This is a genomic window from Pseudomonas sp. Ag1 (assembly GCF_000278565.1).
GTDB lineage: Bacteria > Pseudomonadota > Gammaproteobacteria > Pseudomonadales > Pseudomonadaceae > Aquipseudomonas.
Genome location: NZ_AKVH01000109.1, coordinates 1 through 14,054, shown reverse-complemented (window position 1 = coordinate 14,054; position 14,054 = coordinate 1). Strand labels below are relative to the sequence as shown.

The 14,054-nt window shown below is 61.0% G+C and carries 18 protein-coding genes; 10 read left to right on the top strand and 8 right to left on the bottom strand.

Features of this window, described 5'->3' with window-relative positions; translation table 11 throughout:
• The first annotated feature begins 111 nt into the window (after positions 1 to 111).
• From A462_RS07325 to A462_RS07345, 5 genes are all read left to right on the top strand, one after another.
• On the top strand, positions 112 to 294 hold the full coding sequence (locus tag A462_RS07325; RefSeq protein WP_003189411.1) for a type II toxin-antitoxin system HicA family toxin: 183 nt from the start codon (positions 112 to 114) through the stop codon (positions 292 to 294).
• A gap of 23 nt (positions 295 to 317) precedes the next feature.
• Positions 318 to 728 (top strand): type II toxin-antitoxin system HicB family antitoxin, encoded by a 411-nt coding sequence (locus tag A462_RS07330; protein WP_003212074.1) that lies wholly within the window; start codon positions 318 to 320, stop codon positions 726 to 728.
• A gap of 22 nt (positions 729 to 750) precedes the next feature.
• Positions 751 to 1,083 carry a hypothetical protein gene (locus A462_RS07335; RefSeq protein ID WP_003212076.1) on the top strand — a complete coding sequence of 111 codons (333 nt, stop codon included), beginning with the start codon at positions 751 to 753 and terminating at the stop codon, positions 1,081 to 1,083.
• Between the two features lie 89 nt (positions 1,084 to 1,172).
• The gene (locus tag A462_RS07340; protein WP_003212078.1) at positions 1,173 to 1,655 is read left to right on the top strand and encodes a methylated-DNA--[protein]-cysteine S-methyltransferase; all 483 of its coding nucleotides are present in this window, start codon (positions 1,173 to 1,175) and stop codon (positions 1,653 to 1,655) included.
• A 110-nt stretch (positions 1,656 to 1,765) separates the two neighbouring features.
• Positions 1,766 to 2,191, top strand: a complete 426-nt coding sequence (locus A462_RS07345) for a low affinity iron permease family protein (protein WP_003212079.1) — start codon at positions 1,766 to 1,768, stop codon at positions 2,189 to 2,191.
• Positions 2,192 to 2,246: 55 nt separating this feature from the next.
• Here A462_RS07345 and A462_RS07350 read toward each other — a convergent pair whose 3' ends face one another.
• Positions 2,247 to 2,774, bottom strand: coding sequence for a DUF4142 domain-containing protein (locus tag A462_RS07350; RefSeq protein ID WP_003212082.1), 528 nt, complete (start codon positions 2,772 to 2,774; stop codon positions 2,247 to 2,249).
• A 209-nt stretch (positions 2,775 to 2,983) separates the two neighbouring features.
• Here A462_RS07350 and A462_RS07355 point away from each other — a divergent pair, with 209 nt between their 5' ends.
• Together A462_RS07355 and A462_RS33745 are read left to right on the top strand one after the other, a co-directional pair.
• Entirely contained in the window at positions 2,984 to 3,223 is a 240-nt protein-coding gene (locus A462_RS07355; RefSeq protein WP_008437804.1) for a CopG family ribbon-helix-helix protein, read from the top strand.
• Entirely contained in the window at positions 3,213 to 3,497 is a 285-nt protein-coding gene (locus tag A462_RS33745) for a type II toxin-antitoxin system RelE/ParE family toxin (protein WP_008437803.1), read from the top strand. Before A462_RS07355 ends, A462_RS33745 begins: the two co-directional genes overlap by 11 nt.
• A 6-nt stretch (positions 3,498 to 3,503) precedes the next feature.
• Here A462_RS33745 and A462_RS07360 read toward each other — a convergent pair whose 3' ends face one another.
• Positions 3,504 to 4,412, bottom strand: a complete 909-nt coding sequence (locus tag A462_RS07360) for a LysR family transcriptional regulator (protein ID WP_374707361.1) — start codon at positions 4,410 to 4,412, stop codon at positions 3,504 to 3,506.
• A 77-nt stretch (positions 4,413 to 4,489) separates the two neighbouring features.
• On the opposite strand from A462_RS07360, the gene A462_RS07365 reads away from it, so the two are divergent.
• Positions 4,490 to 4,978, top strand: coding sequence for a DMT family transporter (locus A462_RS07365; RefSeq protein ID WP_003212086.1), 489 nt, complete (start codon positions 4,490 to 4,492; stop codon positions 4,976 to 4,978).
• On the opposite strand, the gene A462_RS07370 is transcribed toward A462_RS07365, so the two are convergent.
• The 5 genes from A462_RS07370 to A462_RS07390 form a co-directional block, all read right to left on the bottom strand.
• Complete coding sequence (locus A462_RS07370) at positions 4,979 to 6,310, bottom strand: MFS transporter (RefSeq protein WP_008437801.1); 1,332 nt, start codon at positions 6,308 to 6,310, stop codon at positions 4,979 to 4,981.
• A gap of 59 nt (positions 6,311 to 6,369) precedes the next feature.
• Positions 6,370 to 7,308, bottom strand: coding sequence for a hydroxymethylglutaryl-CoA lyase (locus A462_RS07375; protein WP_008437799.1), 939 nt, complete (start codon positions 7,306 to 7,308; stop codon positions 6,370 to 6,372).
• Positions 7,305 to 8,498: a CaiB/BaiF CoA transferase family protein gene (locus tag A462_RS07380; RefSeq protein ID WP_003212092.1), complete on the bottom strand. Its 1,194-nt coding sequence runs from the start codon at positions 8,496 to 8,498 to the stop codon at positions 7,305 to 7,307. Before A462_RS07380 ends, A462_RS07375 begins: the two co-directional genes overlap by 4 nt.
• A gap of 240 nt (positions 8,499 to 8,738) precedes the next feature.
• Positions 8,739 to 9,650 carry a LysR substrate-binding domain-containing protein gene (locus tag A462_RS07385; protein ID WP_008437796.1) on the bottom strand — a complete coding sequence of 304 codons (912 nt, stop codon included), beginning with the start codon at positions 9,648 to 9,650 and terminating at the stop codon, positions 8,739 to 8,741.
• Positions 9,651 to 10,325, bottom strand: a complete 675-nt coding sequence (locus A462_RS07390; RefSeq protein WP_008437793.1) for an NAD(P)H-binding protein — start codon at positions 10,323 to 10,325, stop codon at positions 9,651 to 9,653.
• Positions 10,326 to 10,440: 115 nt separating this feature from the next.
• Here A462_RS07390 and A462_RS07395 point away from each other — a divergent pair, with 115 nt between their 5' ends.
• Positions 10,441 to 11,628 carry an MFS transporter gene (locus tag A462_RS07395; protein WP_008437791.1) on the top strand — a complete coding sequence of 396 codons (1,188 nt, stop codon included), beginning with the start codon at positions 10,441 to 10,443 and terminating at the stop codon, positions 11,626 to 11,628.
• On the opposite strand, the gene yiaY is transcribed toward A462_RS07395, so the two are convergent.
• Positions 11,595 to 12,743, bottom strand: a complete 1,149-nt coding sequence (gene yiaY, locus A462_RS07400; RefSeq protein WP_008437790.1) for an L-threonine dehydrogenase — start codon at positions 12,741 to 12,743, stop codon at positions 11,595 to 11,597. The genes A462_RS07395 and yiaY overlap by 34 nt on opposite strands.
• Positions 12,744 to 12,870: 127 nt before the next feature.
• Between yiaY and A462_RS07405 the strand changes: the two genes are divergently transcribed.
• Positions 12,871 to 13,887, top strand: coding sequence for a DUF4917 family protein (locus A462_RS07405; RefSeq protein WP_003212103.1), 1,017 nt, complete (start codon positions 12,871 to 12,873; stop codon positions 13,885 to 13,887).
• Positions 13,888 to 14,054: the final 167 nt, after the last annotated feature.

Sequence of the window (14,054 nt, the reverse complement as noted above, 5' to 3'; positions counted from 1 at the left end):
CTGAATACAGCCCCTACAGAAACACCGGTCATCGACCGCTGGTAGGTAGAGTGTTGATAATTTATTTTCAGTAGTTATAGTCTCCACCAACACACACCACAAGGAGGTGCTGTGGACAGCCGATATTTGATAGGTCACATCGTTGCGGATGGCTGGTATCTGGTGCGAATCAGAGGCAGCCATCATCATTTCAAGCACCCCACAAAGCCGGGGCTCGTGACGATTCCCCATCCTAAAAAAGACCTGCTGGACAAGACCGCAAAGAGCATTTTGAAACAAGCTCTGCTCAGCTAACACGTTCGTGGAGGACAACAAACATGCTGTACCCAATCGCAATTTCAACCGGTGACGAGGACCATGCCTGGGGTGTGGAAGTCCCGGACATTCCCGGTTGCTTCTCAGCTGGAGATGATCTGGACGACGCCATGGCCATGGCCCGCGAAGCGATCGAAGGCCACTTCGAGATCCTCGCAGAAGACGGTGCGCCCATTCCTACAGCACAGAAAGTCACCCTCCATGCCGCCAACCCGCAATATGCCGGCTGCACGTGGGCGGTGGTGGATATTGATGTGACCAAGTACCTGGGCAAGGCACAGAAACTCAATATCACGTTGCCCGGCTATCTGCTGAACCGCATTGACGAATACGTCCTGCATCATCCGGAAGAAAAAAGCCGTTCGGGCTTTCTTGCGTCTGCTGCCCTCAAGGTATTGCAACAAGACCGGTAACAGCACTTCAAGGAACCGCGCAATGCTCCCTCCCTCACACCGCACGCCCAGCCCCGTACTGCGCAAGGTACTGGGCTGGGTGCTGATCGCTCCTCTGCTGCTCTCGTTCCTCAGGCTGCCCTTTGCGCTGGGACTCGTGTTGGTGCTGGCGTCCATCACCGCCTCCGTTTATGGCGCCCGGTTTGCCCAACTGCATGCCAGTCGGCGTGTAACCGTATTTGCCGTGATCATCACGCTGCTCAACATCGCTTCATTTTTTGTCATTGGCACGGCATCGGTACTCAAGGCGCTGTACTGGTTCTCGTGGTTTTATTGGTATCCGTATTACGCCGATTGGGTTTACTGGAACTTCTAAGTCGTTCGCGAATTCGACCGCAAGAAACGTAGTTCCACCCTGGGTCGGCCCATCTACAGTAGAGCCATACCCACTCAAGGAGCCCGACCATGTCCTACGAATACAAATACATGCCCTCCCCCGTCGGCCAACTGACCCTCGTGGCCCGTGACGGAAAACTCACCGCCATCCTCTGGGAAAAAGAGCGGCCCAATCGCGTTCGCCTGGGTGCCCTGCAAGAAGCTAGCAACAGCCCGGTACTGCTGGAGACCGAGCGACAGTTGAAGGAGTACTTCGCCGGTGCCCGCAACCGTTTCGAGCTGGAACTGGACTTCGCCGGCACCGACTTCCAGAAGAAAGTCTGGCAGGCGCTGTTGACCATCCCGTTCGGAGAGACCCGCAGCTACAGCCAGATCGCTGCGCAGATAGGCAACCCCAAGGCCGTGCGTGCCGTCGGCGCCGCCAACGGGCGCAATCCGATTTCGATTGTTGCGCCGTGCCATCGGGTGATTGGTGCGTCGGGTGGCTTGACCGGGTTCGCCGGCGGGCTTGAGGCCAAGCAGTATCTGCTGGCGCTGGAGGATCACGGCTGACCCCCAGCAGGAAAACGTACAACTTTGTTCAGATCCTCAATTGTAAAAAGAAATTTCAGAGCGCGCCTGCGGTCAGTATTTTCATCACCCACCCTTATAGGAAAACGGTCATGAAATTCTCCGCCATCTCACAATCCCTGTCCCGCTGGGCAGGCAGCGCCCGCACGTTCTACGCGGCGGTGGGATTGATCCTCCTGTGGAGTCTGAGCGGGCCTTATTTCCACTACAACGACACGTGGCAGCTGATCATCAACACCTCCACCACCATCATCACCTTCCTGATGGTGTTCCTGATCCAGAACACGCAAAACCGCGACAACGACATTTTGCATATCAAGATTGACGAGTTGCTGCGCGCCACCAAGGATGCACAAAACGCCGTATTGAGCCTGGACGGCCTGGACCGCAAGGAACTGGAGAAACTGCGCAAGGAGTACAAGACCATCGGCGACAGCGAAACCATCACTGTGACGACCTTGGTTACCGAAACAACGGATGACAATGGCCGGTCCAAGACAGACCTGAACCAGGCATAAAAAAACGGCGGCTGGATCACTCCAGCCGCCGTTTTTCATGGGGTACTCAAGGCAATCAACCGTCGCCCTGGTGACCCTTACCGTACGTCGACGCCAGCGCCCGGGCTTTCTCCAGGCGCTCTTCCAACTTGGGCAAGGTCTCATCCACCAACGCCTTTATTTCCGGGATATCGGACTCGGCGCCCTCCTGCTTGAACAAGGCGATCGCGTCTTCGTTGGCCTTGATCTGCTGGGCGGTGTAGGCGGCGTCAAAGGAGTCGCCGTCCTTGAGCTCGGGCATCAGCGATTCGGCCTTGTCGACAATCTTGTCCCGTGGGGCCACCGGCAAGTCGAGCTTCTTGGCGATGGCCGCCAGGTGCTGATTGGCCAGGGTGCGTTCATTGATGACTTCGATGGTGTAGTCCTTGATCTCCTGGGACGAAGTCTTGGCGTGTGCCATGCGGCTGGTCTCGATATCGGCCATGCCCTTGGCCGAAGCCTGCTCGATGAAATCGGCAGGCGACTGGGCGAAAGCATTGCTGGCGCCGAGGCCCAGCAGCATCGCGAAACTGGCGGTGCGTAACCGGATAGCCATGCGGCTCATGATGGGTTCCTCCAGGTAATAAACAGGTGCAGGGAAACGAGCCCCGCTCTGAATCTGAATTTTCAGGGCGGTAAAGGTTTAGAAAAAACTTGTTAGTGCGACGAACGGTCGTCAGGGCTTACTGAGGAGCAGTCCTGACGAACGGAACACAAAGATGCAACGGTGACAATGTAGTATGTTGTATTACACATCACTACATCGAGGCACTTATGTCGGTCATGTCATTACGTCTACCTGAAGACATCTCCGAAACACTCGCCAGCCTTGCCAAGGCCACCGGGCGCAGCAAATCGTTCCTCGCCGTCGATGCGTTACGCGAATACCTGACGCGTGAAGCATGGCAAATCGAGGAAATTCAAAAGGCGTTGAAAGAAGCCGATGCGGGTGACTTTGCAACTGCCGCCGAAGTAGACGCAGTGGCAAACAAATGGCGTGCCAATGCGCGTTGAGTGGCTGAAGGCAGCACTCAAAAATCTTGATGATGAAGCAGCTTTCATCGCCCAGGAAAACCCCAAAGCGGCTTATGAGTTTGTTCAGGCCATCCGGACGGGGCTTGAGCATGTTGCTGAGTTTCCGGCGATGGGTCGAGAAGGACGCGTTCCTGGTACACGTGAGTGGGTGATGCCACGCTGGCCCTATCTAGTGCCATATCGTATTCGCGAGGGACGGTTACAGGTTCTTCGAATATTTCACACACGGCGCCAACCACCGAACAGTTGGTAACGCCGATCAACCCTGTATCACAACCTGCACCTGCCCATTCAACCACTGCAACGCCGCGTCCCCACCCCGCCGCGAATGCCACGCCAGCACAAACGCAAACGACGGAATGTGAAACGGCGGCGGCACCGCCAACAACTGTTCGTGATCAATGTTCAGCAGCCCGCGAGACGACACGGTAAGAATCAGGTCCGTGCCCTGGATCAACTGCGGCGCAACACCCCAATGAGGCAAGCTGATAGACACGTGCCGGCGCTCACGAATCGCCGTCAGCGCCCGTTCGATTTCCGGGGTGCCGCTGCCACGCATTTCCAGCAATACGTGGGGCCGCGCCAGATAGGTGGGCAGGTCGAGTACACCGCTTGCCGGCAGGCTGTCACGGTCCACCAGGCACACGTAATGCTCTTCAAACAGCGGCGTGCTGCGCAGTTCGGCAGGCATGTCGGGAAACACCCCGGCCGCCAGGTCGATATCGCCATTGAGCACACCGTCAAGCATGCCTTCGCGACTGGCCTGGATAATCTGCAAATCAATCCCCGGCGCTTCCCGGCGCAAGGTGCGCACCAGCCCCGGCAAGAAAATCGCCGCACTGTAGTCCGACATGGCGACCCGGAAGGTGCGCTTGGCCGACGCCGGATCAAAACGATTGGGCTCCAGCAGCGCCTGTACCTGGGCCAGCGCTTCCGCCAGCGGCATGGCCAGTTCCAGAGCACGAGCAGTGGGCACCAGCGAACTGCCCTGGCGCACCAGCAACGCGTCTCCAAGCAAGTCCCGCAACCGCGCCAGCGCGTGGCTCACCGCCGGCTGGCTCAGGTGCAGGCGCTCGGCGGCACGGGTCACGTGTTGCTCGCTGAGCAAGGCGTCAAGGATCACCAGCAGGTTAAGGTCGATGCGTCGTAGATCATTCATCAGCTGCATGTTCTGCATAAGAACTTGGAATTTAAATTTGCGCGACGAATAGCCTAGAGTCCAGCAAAACCTCTGGGAGATTGATCATGACGACGTTGCATTGGGTAGGTTTGTTGCTGTTGGCCGCGTTTGCCGGGGCAGTGGTGCCGTTTCAAAGCGCGATAAACGCCAACCTGGGACGCGGCCTGGGGCATCCGCTGTGGGCCACCCTGGCCTCGCTGCTGGTGAGCATCATCGTGCTGCTGCCGGTGATCCTGGCCCTGCGCCTGCCGCTGCCCAACCTGGGTTTTATCACCAAGGCGCCGCTGTGGATGTGGAGCGGCGGCGCGTTCGGCGTGTGCTTCATTTCGCTGGCGTTGATCCTGATGCCCAAGCTCGGCGCCTCGGGGTTTATCGCCCTGGCGATGGCCGGGCAAATCGTCGCCTCGTTGATGCTGGACCACTTCGGCTTGTTCGGGCTGGTGGAGCGCCAATTGACCGCGCCCCGGTTGATCGGGGCGCTGATGTTGATTGGCGGTGTGGCCCTGATTCAATTCAGTGCCGCACCCACCCGCTCGCTGGTGACCGCCGGCTGATCAGCGCTTGTCGAGGGTGCGCAGCTTCTGAGGCAAGCCCCACAGCAACAGCGCCGCCGCCAGCAACGCACACACGCCGATGACATACAGCGCCGGCGTGGTGCTGCCGGTGAGGTCCTTGATCCTGCCGACCATCACCGGGCTGACGATGCCGCCGAACTGGCCCAACGTGTTGATCACCGCGATCCCGCCAGCAGCGCCCGCGCCGGCACCGGCCAACAACTTCGGCGGCAGCGTCCAGAACGTCGGGATCGAAGCGATGATCCCCGCGCCCAGCAAGCTCAGGGCGACGATCAGGAACGTGGTGTGATCGGCAAAGATCCCGGCACAGAAGAACCCCACCGCCCCCAGCGCCACCAGGCCGCTGACGAACTTGCGACGTTCGCCGGTGGCGTCGGACAAGCGTCCGATCACCACCATGCTGATGGCGCCGCAGACGTAGGGAATCGCCGTCAGCAAGCCGATCATCACCGGGCTCTGGGTGCCGGCGCTGCGGATCAGTTGCGGCGCCCAGAAGTTCAGGCCGTAGGACGCCACCTGGATCAGGAAGTAGATAAAGCCCAGCATCAGGAAGCCTGGGATACGCAATGCAGCCAGCAACGAGCCACCGCTCTTGTGGGGTTCATGCACGGCAATGCGACTGGCCAGCAACGTCTTCTCCGACGGGGTCAGCCAGTGGGCATCCTCGATACGGTCCTTGAGCAGCTTGAGCACCAGGAACCCCAGGCCCACACAGGGCAAGCCACCGAGCAAGAACAACCAGTGCCAGCCGCGCATTTGCAGCACACCGTCGAGGTGTTCCAGCACCAGCCCGGAGAACGGCGCGCCCACCAGCCCGGCAAACGCCGACGCCAGGAACAGCATCGAGGTGATACGCCCACGGTAGTGCTGCGGGAACCACAACGTCAGGTAATACAGCACGCCCGGGGCAAACCCGGCCTCCATCGCACCGATGATGAAACGCAGGCCGTAGAACTGCCATTCGGCCGTGACGAACACCATAGCGGCCGTCGCCAGCCCCCACGACATCATGATGCGGGCGATCCAGCGGCGGGCGCCGACCTTGTACAGCATCATGTTGCTCGGCACTTCAAAGATCACATAGCCCACCACAAACAGCCCGGCGCCGAGACCATAGGCAGTGTCACTCAGGCTCAGATCGGCCTGTAGCTGGAACTTGGCGAAGCTGATGTTGATGCGGTCAAAAAATGCGAACAGGTAGCAGACCATGATCAGCGGCATCAGGCGCCAGGCGACCTTGCTGACCAGGGCTTTTTCGGCATCGTGTTCAGCGGCCGGGCGCACGCCGGCCTCCAACGTATTAAGGCTCATCGATTCTCTCCAGCGGACTGCTCGCAGGCATCCGATTGTTTTTGTTGTCTGGTTACGGCTTACAAGGTGGCGATGTAGGCCGGTGGCGGATGCAGGTCGCAATTGCGCCCGGCCTTGGCCACCTGGCCCGGCAACTCATGGCCCAGCAAGGCCGGCAATTGCCGCGACATTTTCAGCAGGTGCGGCAGGTCGATGCCGGTGTGGATCCCGACTTCATCACACAGGTTGACCAGGTCTTCAGTGCAGATATTGCCCGACGCGCCGGGCGCAAACGGGCAACCGCCGAGGCCGCCCAATGCCGCATCAAACCGTCGCGCACCGGCCTCGTAGGCGGCCAGCACATTGCACAAACCCAGGCCGCGAGTGTTGTGGAAATGCAGGGTCAGGTCGCTCGCCGGAACACGTTCCAGCACGCGCTTGACCAGACGCTCGACCTGACGCGGATTGGCCATGCCGGTGGTGTCGGCCAGGCTGATGCCCTGGATGCCGAGCTCGCGGTAGGCGTCGACCAATTGCAGCACGCGGTCCTCATCGATCTTGCCCTCGAACGGGCAACCAAAAGTGGTCGCAATGCTGCCGTTGAGGCGCACCGGGTGCTCGGCAGCAAAGCTCACGATATCGCCGAACGCCGCCAACGAGGCTTCGCAACGCATGCGCATATTCGCCAGGTTGTGGGTCTGGCTGGCGGACATCACCAGGTTCAACTCATCGGCCCGGGACTCGACGGCACGCTGGGCGCCCTTGAGGTTGGGGATCAACGCCACGTAGATAACCCCGGGGCGACGAGTGATGCCCTGGAAAACCTGTTCACCATCGCGCAACGCAGGGATGGCCTTGGGCGACACGAACGAGCCGGCTTCGATCCGGGAAAACCCGGCCATGGACAGTTGATCGATCAACGCGATCTTGTCGACAGTCTCGACCCAGGTCGGCTCGATTTGCAGGCCGTCACGAGGCGAGACTTCCTGCACGACCAGCGCATCGGAATAGTTTTTCATTGCACCACTCCCGAGGTTTTCAGGCGTTGAATATCGGCGCCGCTCAGGCCCAGGTCGCCGAGGATTGAATCAGTGTGCTGGCCCAGGCTCGGGCCCTGCCAATTCACCGCGCCGGGGGTTTCCGACAGTTTGGGCACGATACCGGGCATTTTCACCGTGAGGCCGCCGGGCAGGTCGGCGCTGAGCAGCATATCGCGGGCCTGGTAGTGCGGATCAGCGACGATATCGGCCACTGAATAGATGCGCCCCGCCGGTACTTCGGCGGCTTCCAGGGCACTGAGCACCTGGTCGATGGGCAGGCTGCTGGTCCAGTGGGTGATGGCGGCGTCCAGCAGGCCGCTCTTGGCAGCGCGGCCATCGTTGTGGGCAAACTCCGGCGCTTCGGCCAGGTCGGCGCGGCCGATGGCGAGCATCAGGCGCTTGTAGATCGGGTCGCTGTTGCCGGCGATCACCACATAGGCGCCGTCGGCGGTCAGGTAGGTGTTGGACGGTGCAATGCCGGGCAAGGCGCCGCCACTGCGTTCACGCACATGGCCAAGCATGTCGTATTCCGGCACCAGGCTTTCCATCAGGTTGAACACGCTTTCGGCCAGGGACACGTCGACAATCTGGCCATCGCCCTGGCCGGTCTTGACCCGCAGCAGCGACATCAGCGCGCCGATCACACCGTGCAGCGACGCCAGGGAATCACCGAGGCTCACGCCGACCCGCGCCGGTGGTGAATCCGGGTTGCCGGTGGTGTAGCGAATCCCGCCCATGGCCTCGCCGATGGCACCGAAGCCCGGGCGGTCGCGGTAAGGGCCGGTCTGGCCGTAGCCGGAGATGCGCACCAGGGTCAGCTTGGGGTTGAGGGCGTGCAGCACGTCCCAGCCCAGGCCGAGTTTTTCCAGGCCGCCGGGGCGCAGGTTTTCGATCAGCACGTCGGCGTCGCCCAGCAGTTGCTTGACCAGGTCCAGGCCTTCTGCCGACTTGAGGTCCAGGGCCAGGGACTTCTTGTTGCGCGATTGCAGGTACCACCACAGCGACGTGCCTTCGTGCAGCTTTCGCCATTTGCGAAGCGGATCGCCCTGCCCCATGGCTTCGATCTTGATCACCTCGGCGCCAAACTCGGCCATCAGCCGGGCGGCGAAGGGCGCGGCAATCAGGGTGCCGATCTCGATCACCTTGATACCGCTCAGGGGAGCCGTCATGGGGTGTACCTCTTGTTCTTGGAATGTGGGGCCAAGGCTAGAGGACGCAGGCAGTAGAAATCCAACCGTCAGTTGGCAACGAGCGTTCGCCAAATGCGAACGCTTGAGTAAGGACTGGTTGTGGCGAGGGAGCTTGCTCCCGCTGGAGTGCGTAGCGCTCCCGGCTTTTTTGGGGCTGCTACGCAGCCCAGCGGGAGCAAGCTCCCTCGCCACAGCAAGCGCCCTCGCCACAGGGTTTGCTTACGCCTGCTCCCGCCGCAGGTAATCGAACAACAACCGGCTCACCGGCGACAGCTGCGCCTCGTCACGCACCACCAGGATCAGGCTGCGGTCCGACCAGGCATCCGTCAGCGGCACCGCGTGCAAGCCCAACGCCCGGCCAAACAGTTCATAGGCTTTTTGCGGCAGGATGCCGATGCCCATGTTGGCCTGGACCATCCGGCACATGGCATCGAAGCCCGGCACATGGATCCGCAAGCGCAGCACCTTGCCCGCCTCCCGCGCCGCCGCATGGGTGCGCATGTTGATCGAACTGGCGGAATGCAGCCCCACGTAGTCGCTGTCCAGCGTCTCGGCGAACGCCAGGGTCTTGCGCGAGGCCAACGGGTGATCCGCCGGCATCAGCACCACCAGCTTGTCCCGGCGATAGGTCACGCCGGGCAGGCCTTTGGTATCGGTGTCGCTGGAACAGATGCCCAGGTCCGCAACGCCGTCAATCACACCCTGGACCACGCCATTGCTGGGCCGCTCTTCCAGGTCTGCCTTCACCTGTGGATGCAGCGCGGAAAAGTCGCGCAAGTCTTCGGGCAGGAACTGAATGATTGCCGAGAGGTTCGCCAGCATCCGCACATAACCGCGCACGCCGTGACTGTGTTCGCCCAGCTCCAGGCCCATCTTCTCGACATTGAACAGCATCTGCCGTGCATGGTGCAGCAAGGTCTCGCCGGCAGCCGTGAGCTGCATGCCCTTGGCCTGGCGCACAAACAGGCTGACGCCCAGCACCAGTTCCAGCTCCATCAAGCGCTTGCTGGCCGCCGAGACTGCGATGGCTTCGCGGGCGGCGGCGCGGGTCAGCGTGCCTTCCTCATGCACCGCCACAAACAATTGCAGGGTGATCAGGTCAAGGCGGCGAACCAGGCTTTTGTGCAGCATCTAGGCGCGCTCGGTGGCCAGGCGATTGATATCGGCCTGCTCCACCACCGGCAGAGGTGCGCCGTGCCGGACGGCCGCGAGCATCGCGCGGCCAACGGTTTCAGTGCTCACCACCCAGGCCGGTCGCACATGGCGCAGCAGCGACAACAACGGGCCGACCACGGTGTAGATGGACTGGTAGAGCGGGGTTTTCGAGCGCACGCCGTGCAACGGCTGGATCACCCCGGGACGGAACAGGTACACCGCCTTGAACGGCAGGCGCAGCAACGCATTCTCGGTCTTGCCCTTGATCCGTGCCCACATGGTTTTGCCGGTTTCGCTGCTGTCGGTACCGGCGCCGGACACGTAGATAAAGGTCATCTGCGGGTTGAGCCGCGCCAGGGTGCTGGCGGCCACCAGCGTCAAGTCGTAGCTCAAATGGGTGTACTTGGCTTCATCCATGCCCACCGAAGAAACGCCCAGGCAAAAGAAGCAGGCATCGAAACCTTGCAGCAGATGCTCCAAGGGCTGGAAATCGAACATGTCGGCATGCAGCACCTGATGCAGCTTGCCGTGTTCCTGGGTCAGCGCGGTACGGCCGACGGCGACGACTTCCTGCACGTCACTGGCCAGCAGGCACTCGCGCAACACGCCTTGGCCGACCATGCCGGTGGCGCCGAATAATAGAACTCTCATAAGGTTGGTTCCTAAGCGACAAGCGGTTAGCTTCATGCTGCAAGGTAGAGACAAACCCACTGGCAACTTGTAGCTTGCGGCTTGCAGCTTACTGCTCAACAGGATCTTTTGCCCCTTGAAAAGCACCACGACCCTCGCCATTGCCTGCAGCGCGGCCTTTTTGTCCCAGATTGGCATCAGCAGTTATCTGCCCGCCGTGCCGGCGATTGCCTTGTCATTGACCGCTGCAGAGGACCAGGTGGCACTGGCCCTAGCGGTGTACTTGATCGGCATGGCGTTGCCGATGCTGCTCTGGGGCAGCCTCGGTGAGCGCCTGGGTAGAAAGCCGGTGTTGCTGGCAGCGTTGGCGCTGTATGCGCTGGCCAGTGCGGCGATTCCGTCCGCCTACAGCCTCGAATCGTTCCTCGGCCTGCGCCTGGTTCAAGGCCTCGGTGCGGGCGGTGTGTCGGTGATGGCGCGGGTGCTGGTTCGTGACAGCTTCAGCGGTGCCCTGTTGGCCAAAGGTTTGTCGTGGCTGGGCATGACGTTCGTGATCGCCCTGGGCATCGGGCAGTTTGTGGGCTCGCTGTTGCAAGTGGCGTTTGGTTGGGAGGCGATCTTTTATGGGCTGGCGGTCGCGGCTGTCGGCTTGATGATTGCGCTGCAACGGGTGGTGTTTGCGACACTGGAAAAAGCCGCCGGGCACGTCTCGGCCTGGCGCATCTACGGCACGATCCTGCGCCATCCGGCGTTCCTGCGGCCTGCGTTGGCGGGCGGTTTGGGTTACGGGGTGATCATCGCGTTCAACACCTGCGCACCGTTGATTTTGCAGGGCCATTTCGAGTGGAGCGCCGCGCAATATGGCTGGCTCGGCTGGCCAATCAGCGGGGCGTATCTGGCGGGGGCGTTGATGGTCAATCGCCTCGTCGCCCGCACCGGGCGCCTGTCGATGATGAGTTGGGGCGTGGCGTTGGTGATGTGCGGCAGCGCGACGATGTTGCTGGGCAGCCTGTTTGCCAATGGGCTGGCGATCCTGCTGTGGCTGCCGTATTGCCTGGCGGTGTTCGGCCAATCGATGAGTTATCCCATCAGCCTGTCGCTGGCCAATGATGAATCACCGGTGAGCGGCTCCTACGCCATGGCCTTGAGCGGCTTTATGCATCAGTTGATGGCAGCGACGATCGGTGGCGTGGCCAGCCTGCTGGCGAGTCAGCAGGCCTGGCCGTTGGCGGTGTTATGCGTGGCGCTGGCGGGCGGCGCACTGCTGTGCGTCGCCATGGCCAGGACTGATCAGAACGCGCTGCGGAAGATCTCTTCAATCTGACGCTGATCCGCCCGCCGTGGGTTGGTCAGGCCGCAGGCGTCCTTCAGGGCGTTGGACGCCAGCAGCGGGATGTCCTGCAACTTGGCGCCCAGCTCCCGCAACCCGGCAGGAATTTCCACATCCTGGGACAGGCTGCGAATCGCCGCGATGGCCGCCTGGGCGCCCTCTTCCACCGACGTACCCTTGATATCTGCGCCAAGGGCCCGTGCCACATGGCTCAGGCGCTCGGCGCTGACGCTGGCGTTGAAGCTTTGCACATGGGGCAACAGCACCGCATTGCACACGCCGTGAGGCAAGTCATACAGCCCGCCCAACTGGTGCGCCATGGCGTGCACGAACCCCAGGGACGCGTTGTTGAAGGCCATGCCGGCAAGGAACTGCGCGTAGGCCATGTTCTCCCGGGCGGCCAGGTCTTTACCGTCGCGCACCGCAATCCGCAGGTTGGCGCTGATCAGTTCGATGGCCTTGATCGCGCAGGCATCGGTGATCGGGTTGGCGGCGGTGGACACGTAGGCTTCGATTGCGTGGGTGAGCGCGTCCATGCCGGTGGCGGCAGTCAGGCCCTTGGGCATGCCGACCATCAGCGCCGGGTCGTTGACCGACAGCAGCGGCGTGACGTTACGGTCGACGATGGCCATTTTCACGTGGCGGGTTTCGTCGGTGATGATGCAGAAGCGGGTCATTTCGCTGGCCGTGCCGGCGGTGGTGTTGATGGCTACCAGCGGCAGTTGCGGTTTGGCCGACTGATCGACGCCTTCGTAGTCGCCGATGTGCCCGCCGTTGGTCGCACACAGGGCAATGCCCTTGGCACAGTCATGGGGTGAGCCACCGCCCAGTGACACCACGAAATCACAGGCACTCTGTTGCAGCAGCGCCAGGCCTTTTTCGACGTTCTCGACGTTCGGGTTGGGCTTGGCGCCGTCATAGATCACCGAGTCGATGTCTTGCATCGCAAGCTTCTCGGCGATCATGCTGGCCACACCTGCCTTGGCCATCCCGGCGTCAGTGACGATCAGCGCCTTGCGAAAACCGTAGTTGCGAATCGCGGTCATGGCTTCGTCGAGGCAGTCGAGGCCCATGATGTTGACGGCGGGAATGAAGAAGGTGCTGCTCATGGTGGCTAATCCTTTAAAGTCGTTATGCCTACAGCATCGACCTCGATTGCCTGCGGCATCTTGACCAGGATCAACGCCCGCTCGTGATAAAGTCACCGCCCAGCCGATTTCGAGTAGACCCGCCGCAATGAAGGATTCCCAGGATTTTGATGCCCACCTAGAAGACTGGAACGCCTTGCGCAGCAGTACCGCCATCAGCGGGATCCTGATCGGCAACGGCGCCAGCCGCGCAGTGTGGGAAGATTTTGCCTACGACTCACTGTTCGAAAACGCCCGCACCGTGGAAGAAAAACCCCTGAGCCAGTCCGAACTCAGCGTGTTTGACGCGATGCAGACCCGCAGCTTCGAGCAGGTGCTGGGTGCACTGAAAACCACCAGCCGGGTCAACAAGGCCCTGGCGGTCAGCTCGGCTGCGCCGCGTAATCGCTATTACGCGATCAAGGAAGCGCTGATCAATACGATCCACAGCGTGCATATTCCGTGGCGCCTGGTGAAGCCGTCGACACTGGCGACCCTCCATCAGGAGCTGGCGAGTTACCCGACGGTGTTCACCAGCAATTACGACCTGCTCAACTACTGGGCGATCCTGCATGCGCCGGGCATCGACGATCTGTTTCGCAGTGCCGATGCGAGCTTTGACCTGCGCAATACTGCCTGCGACACCACGCGCATTTTGTATCTGCATGGTGGCCTGCACCTGGTGCGTAACCTTGACGGTACGGCGCGTAAATTGCCGACCACTGACAGCACGTTGCTCAGCAGTTTTGCGATCAACAACACGATCAAGACGCTGGATGATGTGCCGTTGTTTGTCAGCGAGGGTAAGGTTGAGGAGAAGCTGAAGACCATTCGCAGTTCTGACTATTTGTCGTTCTGTTATGAGCAGTTGTTGGGCCATGAAGGTGGGCTATGCATCTTTGGGCATCACCTCGGCGCGCAGGATGTGCATCTGGTGCAGGCGATTCGACAGGCGAAGATCAGCACGTTGGCGATTTCGGTGTTTGGCCGCAGTGCGGGGTTTATCCAGCAGCAGAAGCGGCGTTTTGCGGAGTTGTTTGAGGGGATGGAGGTGGAGTTGCGGTTTTTTGATGCGCGTAGTCATGCGCTTGGGAATTCGGGGCTTTCGGTGCCCGTGGAGCGGTGATGGTAGTTGGGGTGGGGTGAGGTGGGGTGGGGTGTACATATCCGTTGCTGCGGTAACGGCTACTTATGGTTTCGCTCTTACAGCGAGTCACTTTTGGCAAACGCCCCAAAAGTAACCAAAAGGTCTTTGCCCCACCACTCGGTGCCTCGCTTAGGCTCGGCATGCCC

Excerpts from the sequence above, each read along its gene's own strand:
- A462_RS07330 (WP_003212074.1), top strand. The coding sequence starts at position 318 with ATGCTGTACCCAATCGCAATTTCAACCGGTGACGAGGACCATGCCTGG.
- A462_RS07335 (WP_003212076.1), top strand. The coding sequence starts at position 751 with ATGCTCCCTCCCTCACACCGCACGCCCAGCCCCGTACTGCGCAAGGTA.
- A462_RS07340 (WP_003212078.1), top strand. The coding sequence starts at position 1,173 with ATGTCCTACGAATACAAATACATGCCCTCCCCCGTCGGCCAACTGACC.
- A462_RS07345 (WP_003212079.1), top strand. The coding sequence starts at position 1,766 with ATGAAATTCTCCGCCATCTCACAATCCCTGTCCCGCTGGGCAGGCAGC.
- A462_RS07350 (WP_003212082.1), bottom strand. The coding sequence starts at position 2,774 with ATGAGCCGCATGGCTATCCGGTTACGCACCGCCAGTTTCGCGATGCTG.
- A462_RS07355 (WP_008437804.1), top strand. The coding sequence starts at position 2,984 with ATGTCGGTCATGTCATTACGTCTACCTGAAGACATCTCCGAAACACTC.
- A462_RS33745 (WP_008437803.1), top strand. The coding sequence starts at position 3,213 with ATGCGCGTTGAGTGGCTGAAGGCAGCACTCAAAAATCTTGATGATGAA.
- A462_RS07360 (WP_374707361.1), bottom strand. The coding sequence starts at position 4,412 with ATGCAGCTGATGAATGATCTACGACGCATCGACCTTAACCTGCTGGTG.
- A462_RS07365 (WP_003212086.1), top strand. The coding sequence starts at position 4,490 with ATGACGACGTTGCATTGGGTAGGTTTGTTGCTGTTGGCCGCGTTTGCC.
- A462_RS07370 (WP_008437801.1), bottom strand. The coding sequence starts at position 6,310 with ATGAGCCTTAATACGTTGGAGGCCGGCGTGCGCCCGGCCGCTGAACAC.
- A462_RS07375 (WP_008437799.1), bottom strand. The coding sequence starts at position 7,308 with ATGAAAAACTATTCCGATGCGCTGGTCGTGCAGGAAGTCTCGCCTCGT.
- A462_RS07380 (WP_003212092.1), bottom strand. The coding sequence starts at position 8,498 with ATGACGGCTCCCCTGAGCGGTATCAAGGTGATCGAGATCGGCACCCTG.
- A462_RS07385 (WP_008437796.1), bottom strand. The coding sequence starts at position 9,650 with ATGCTGCACAAAAGCCTGGTTCGCCGCCTTGACCTGATCACCCTGCAA.
- A462_RS07390 (WP_008437793.1), bottom strand. The coding sequence starts at position 10,325 with ATGAGAGTTCTATTATTCGGCGCCACCGGCATGGTCGGCCAAGGCGTG.
- yiaY (WP_008437790.1), bottom strand. The coding sequence starts at position 12,743 with ATGAGCAGCACCTTCTTCATTCCCGCCGTCAACATCATGGGCCTCGAC.
- A462_RS07405 (WP_003212103.1), top strand. The coding sequence starts at position 12,871 with ATGAAGGATTCCCAGGATTTTGATGCCCACCTAGAAGACTGGAACGCC.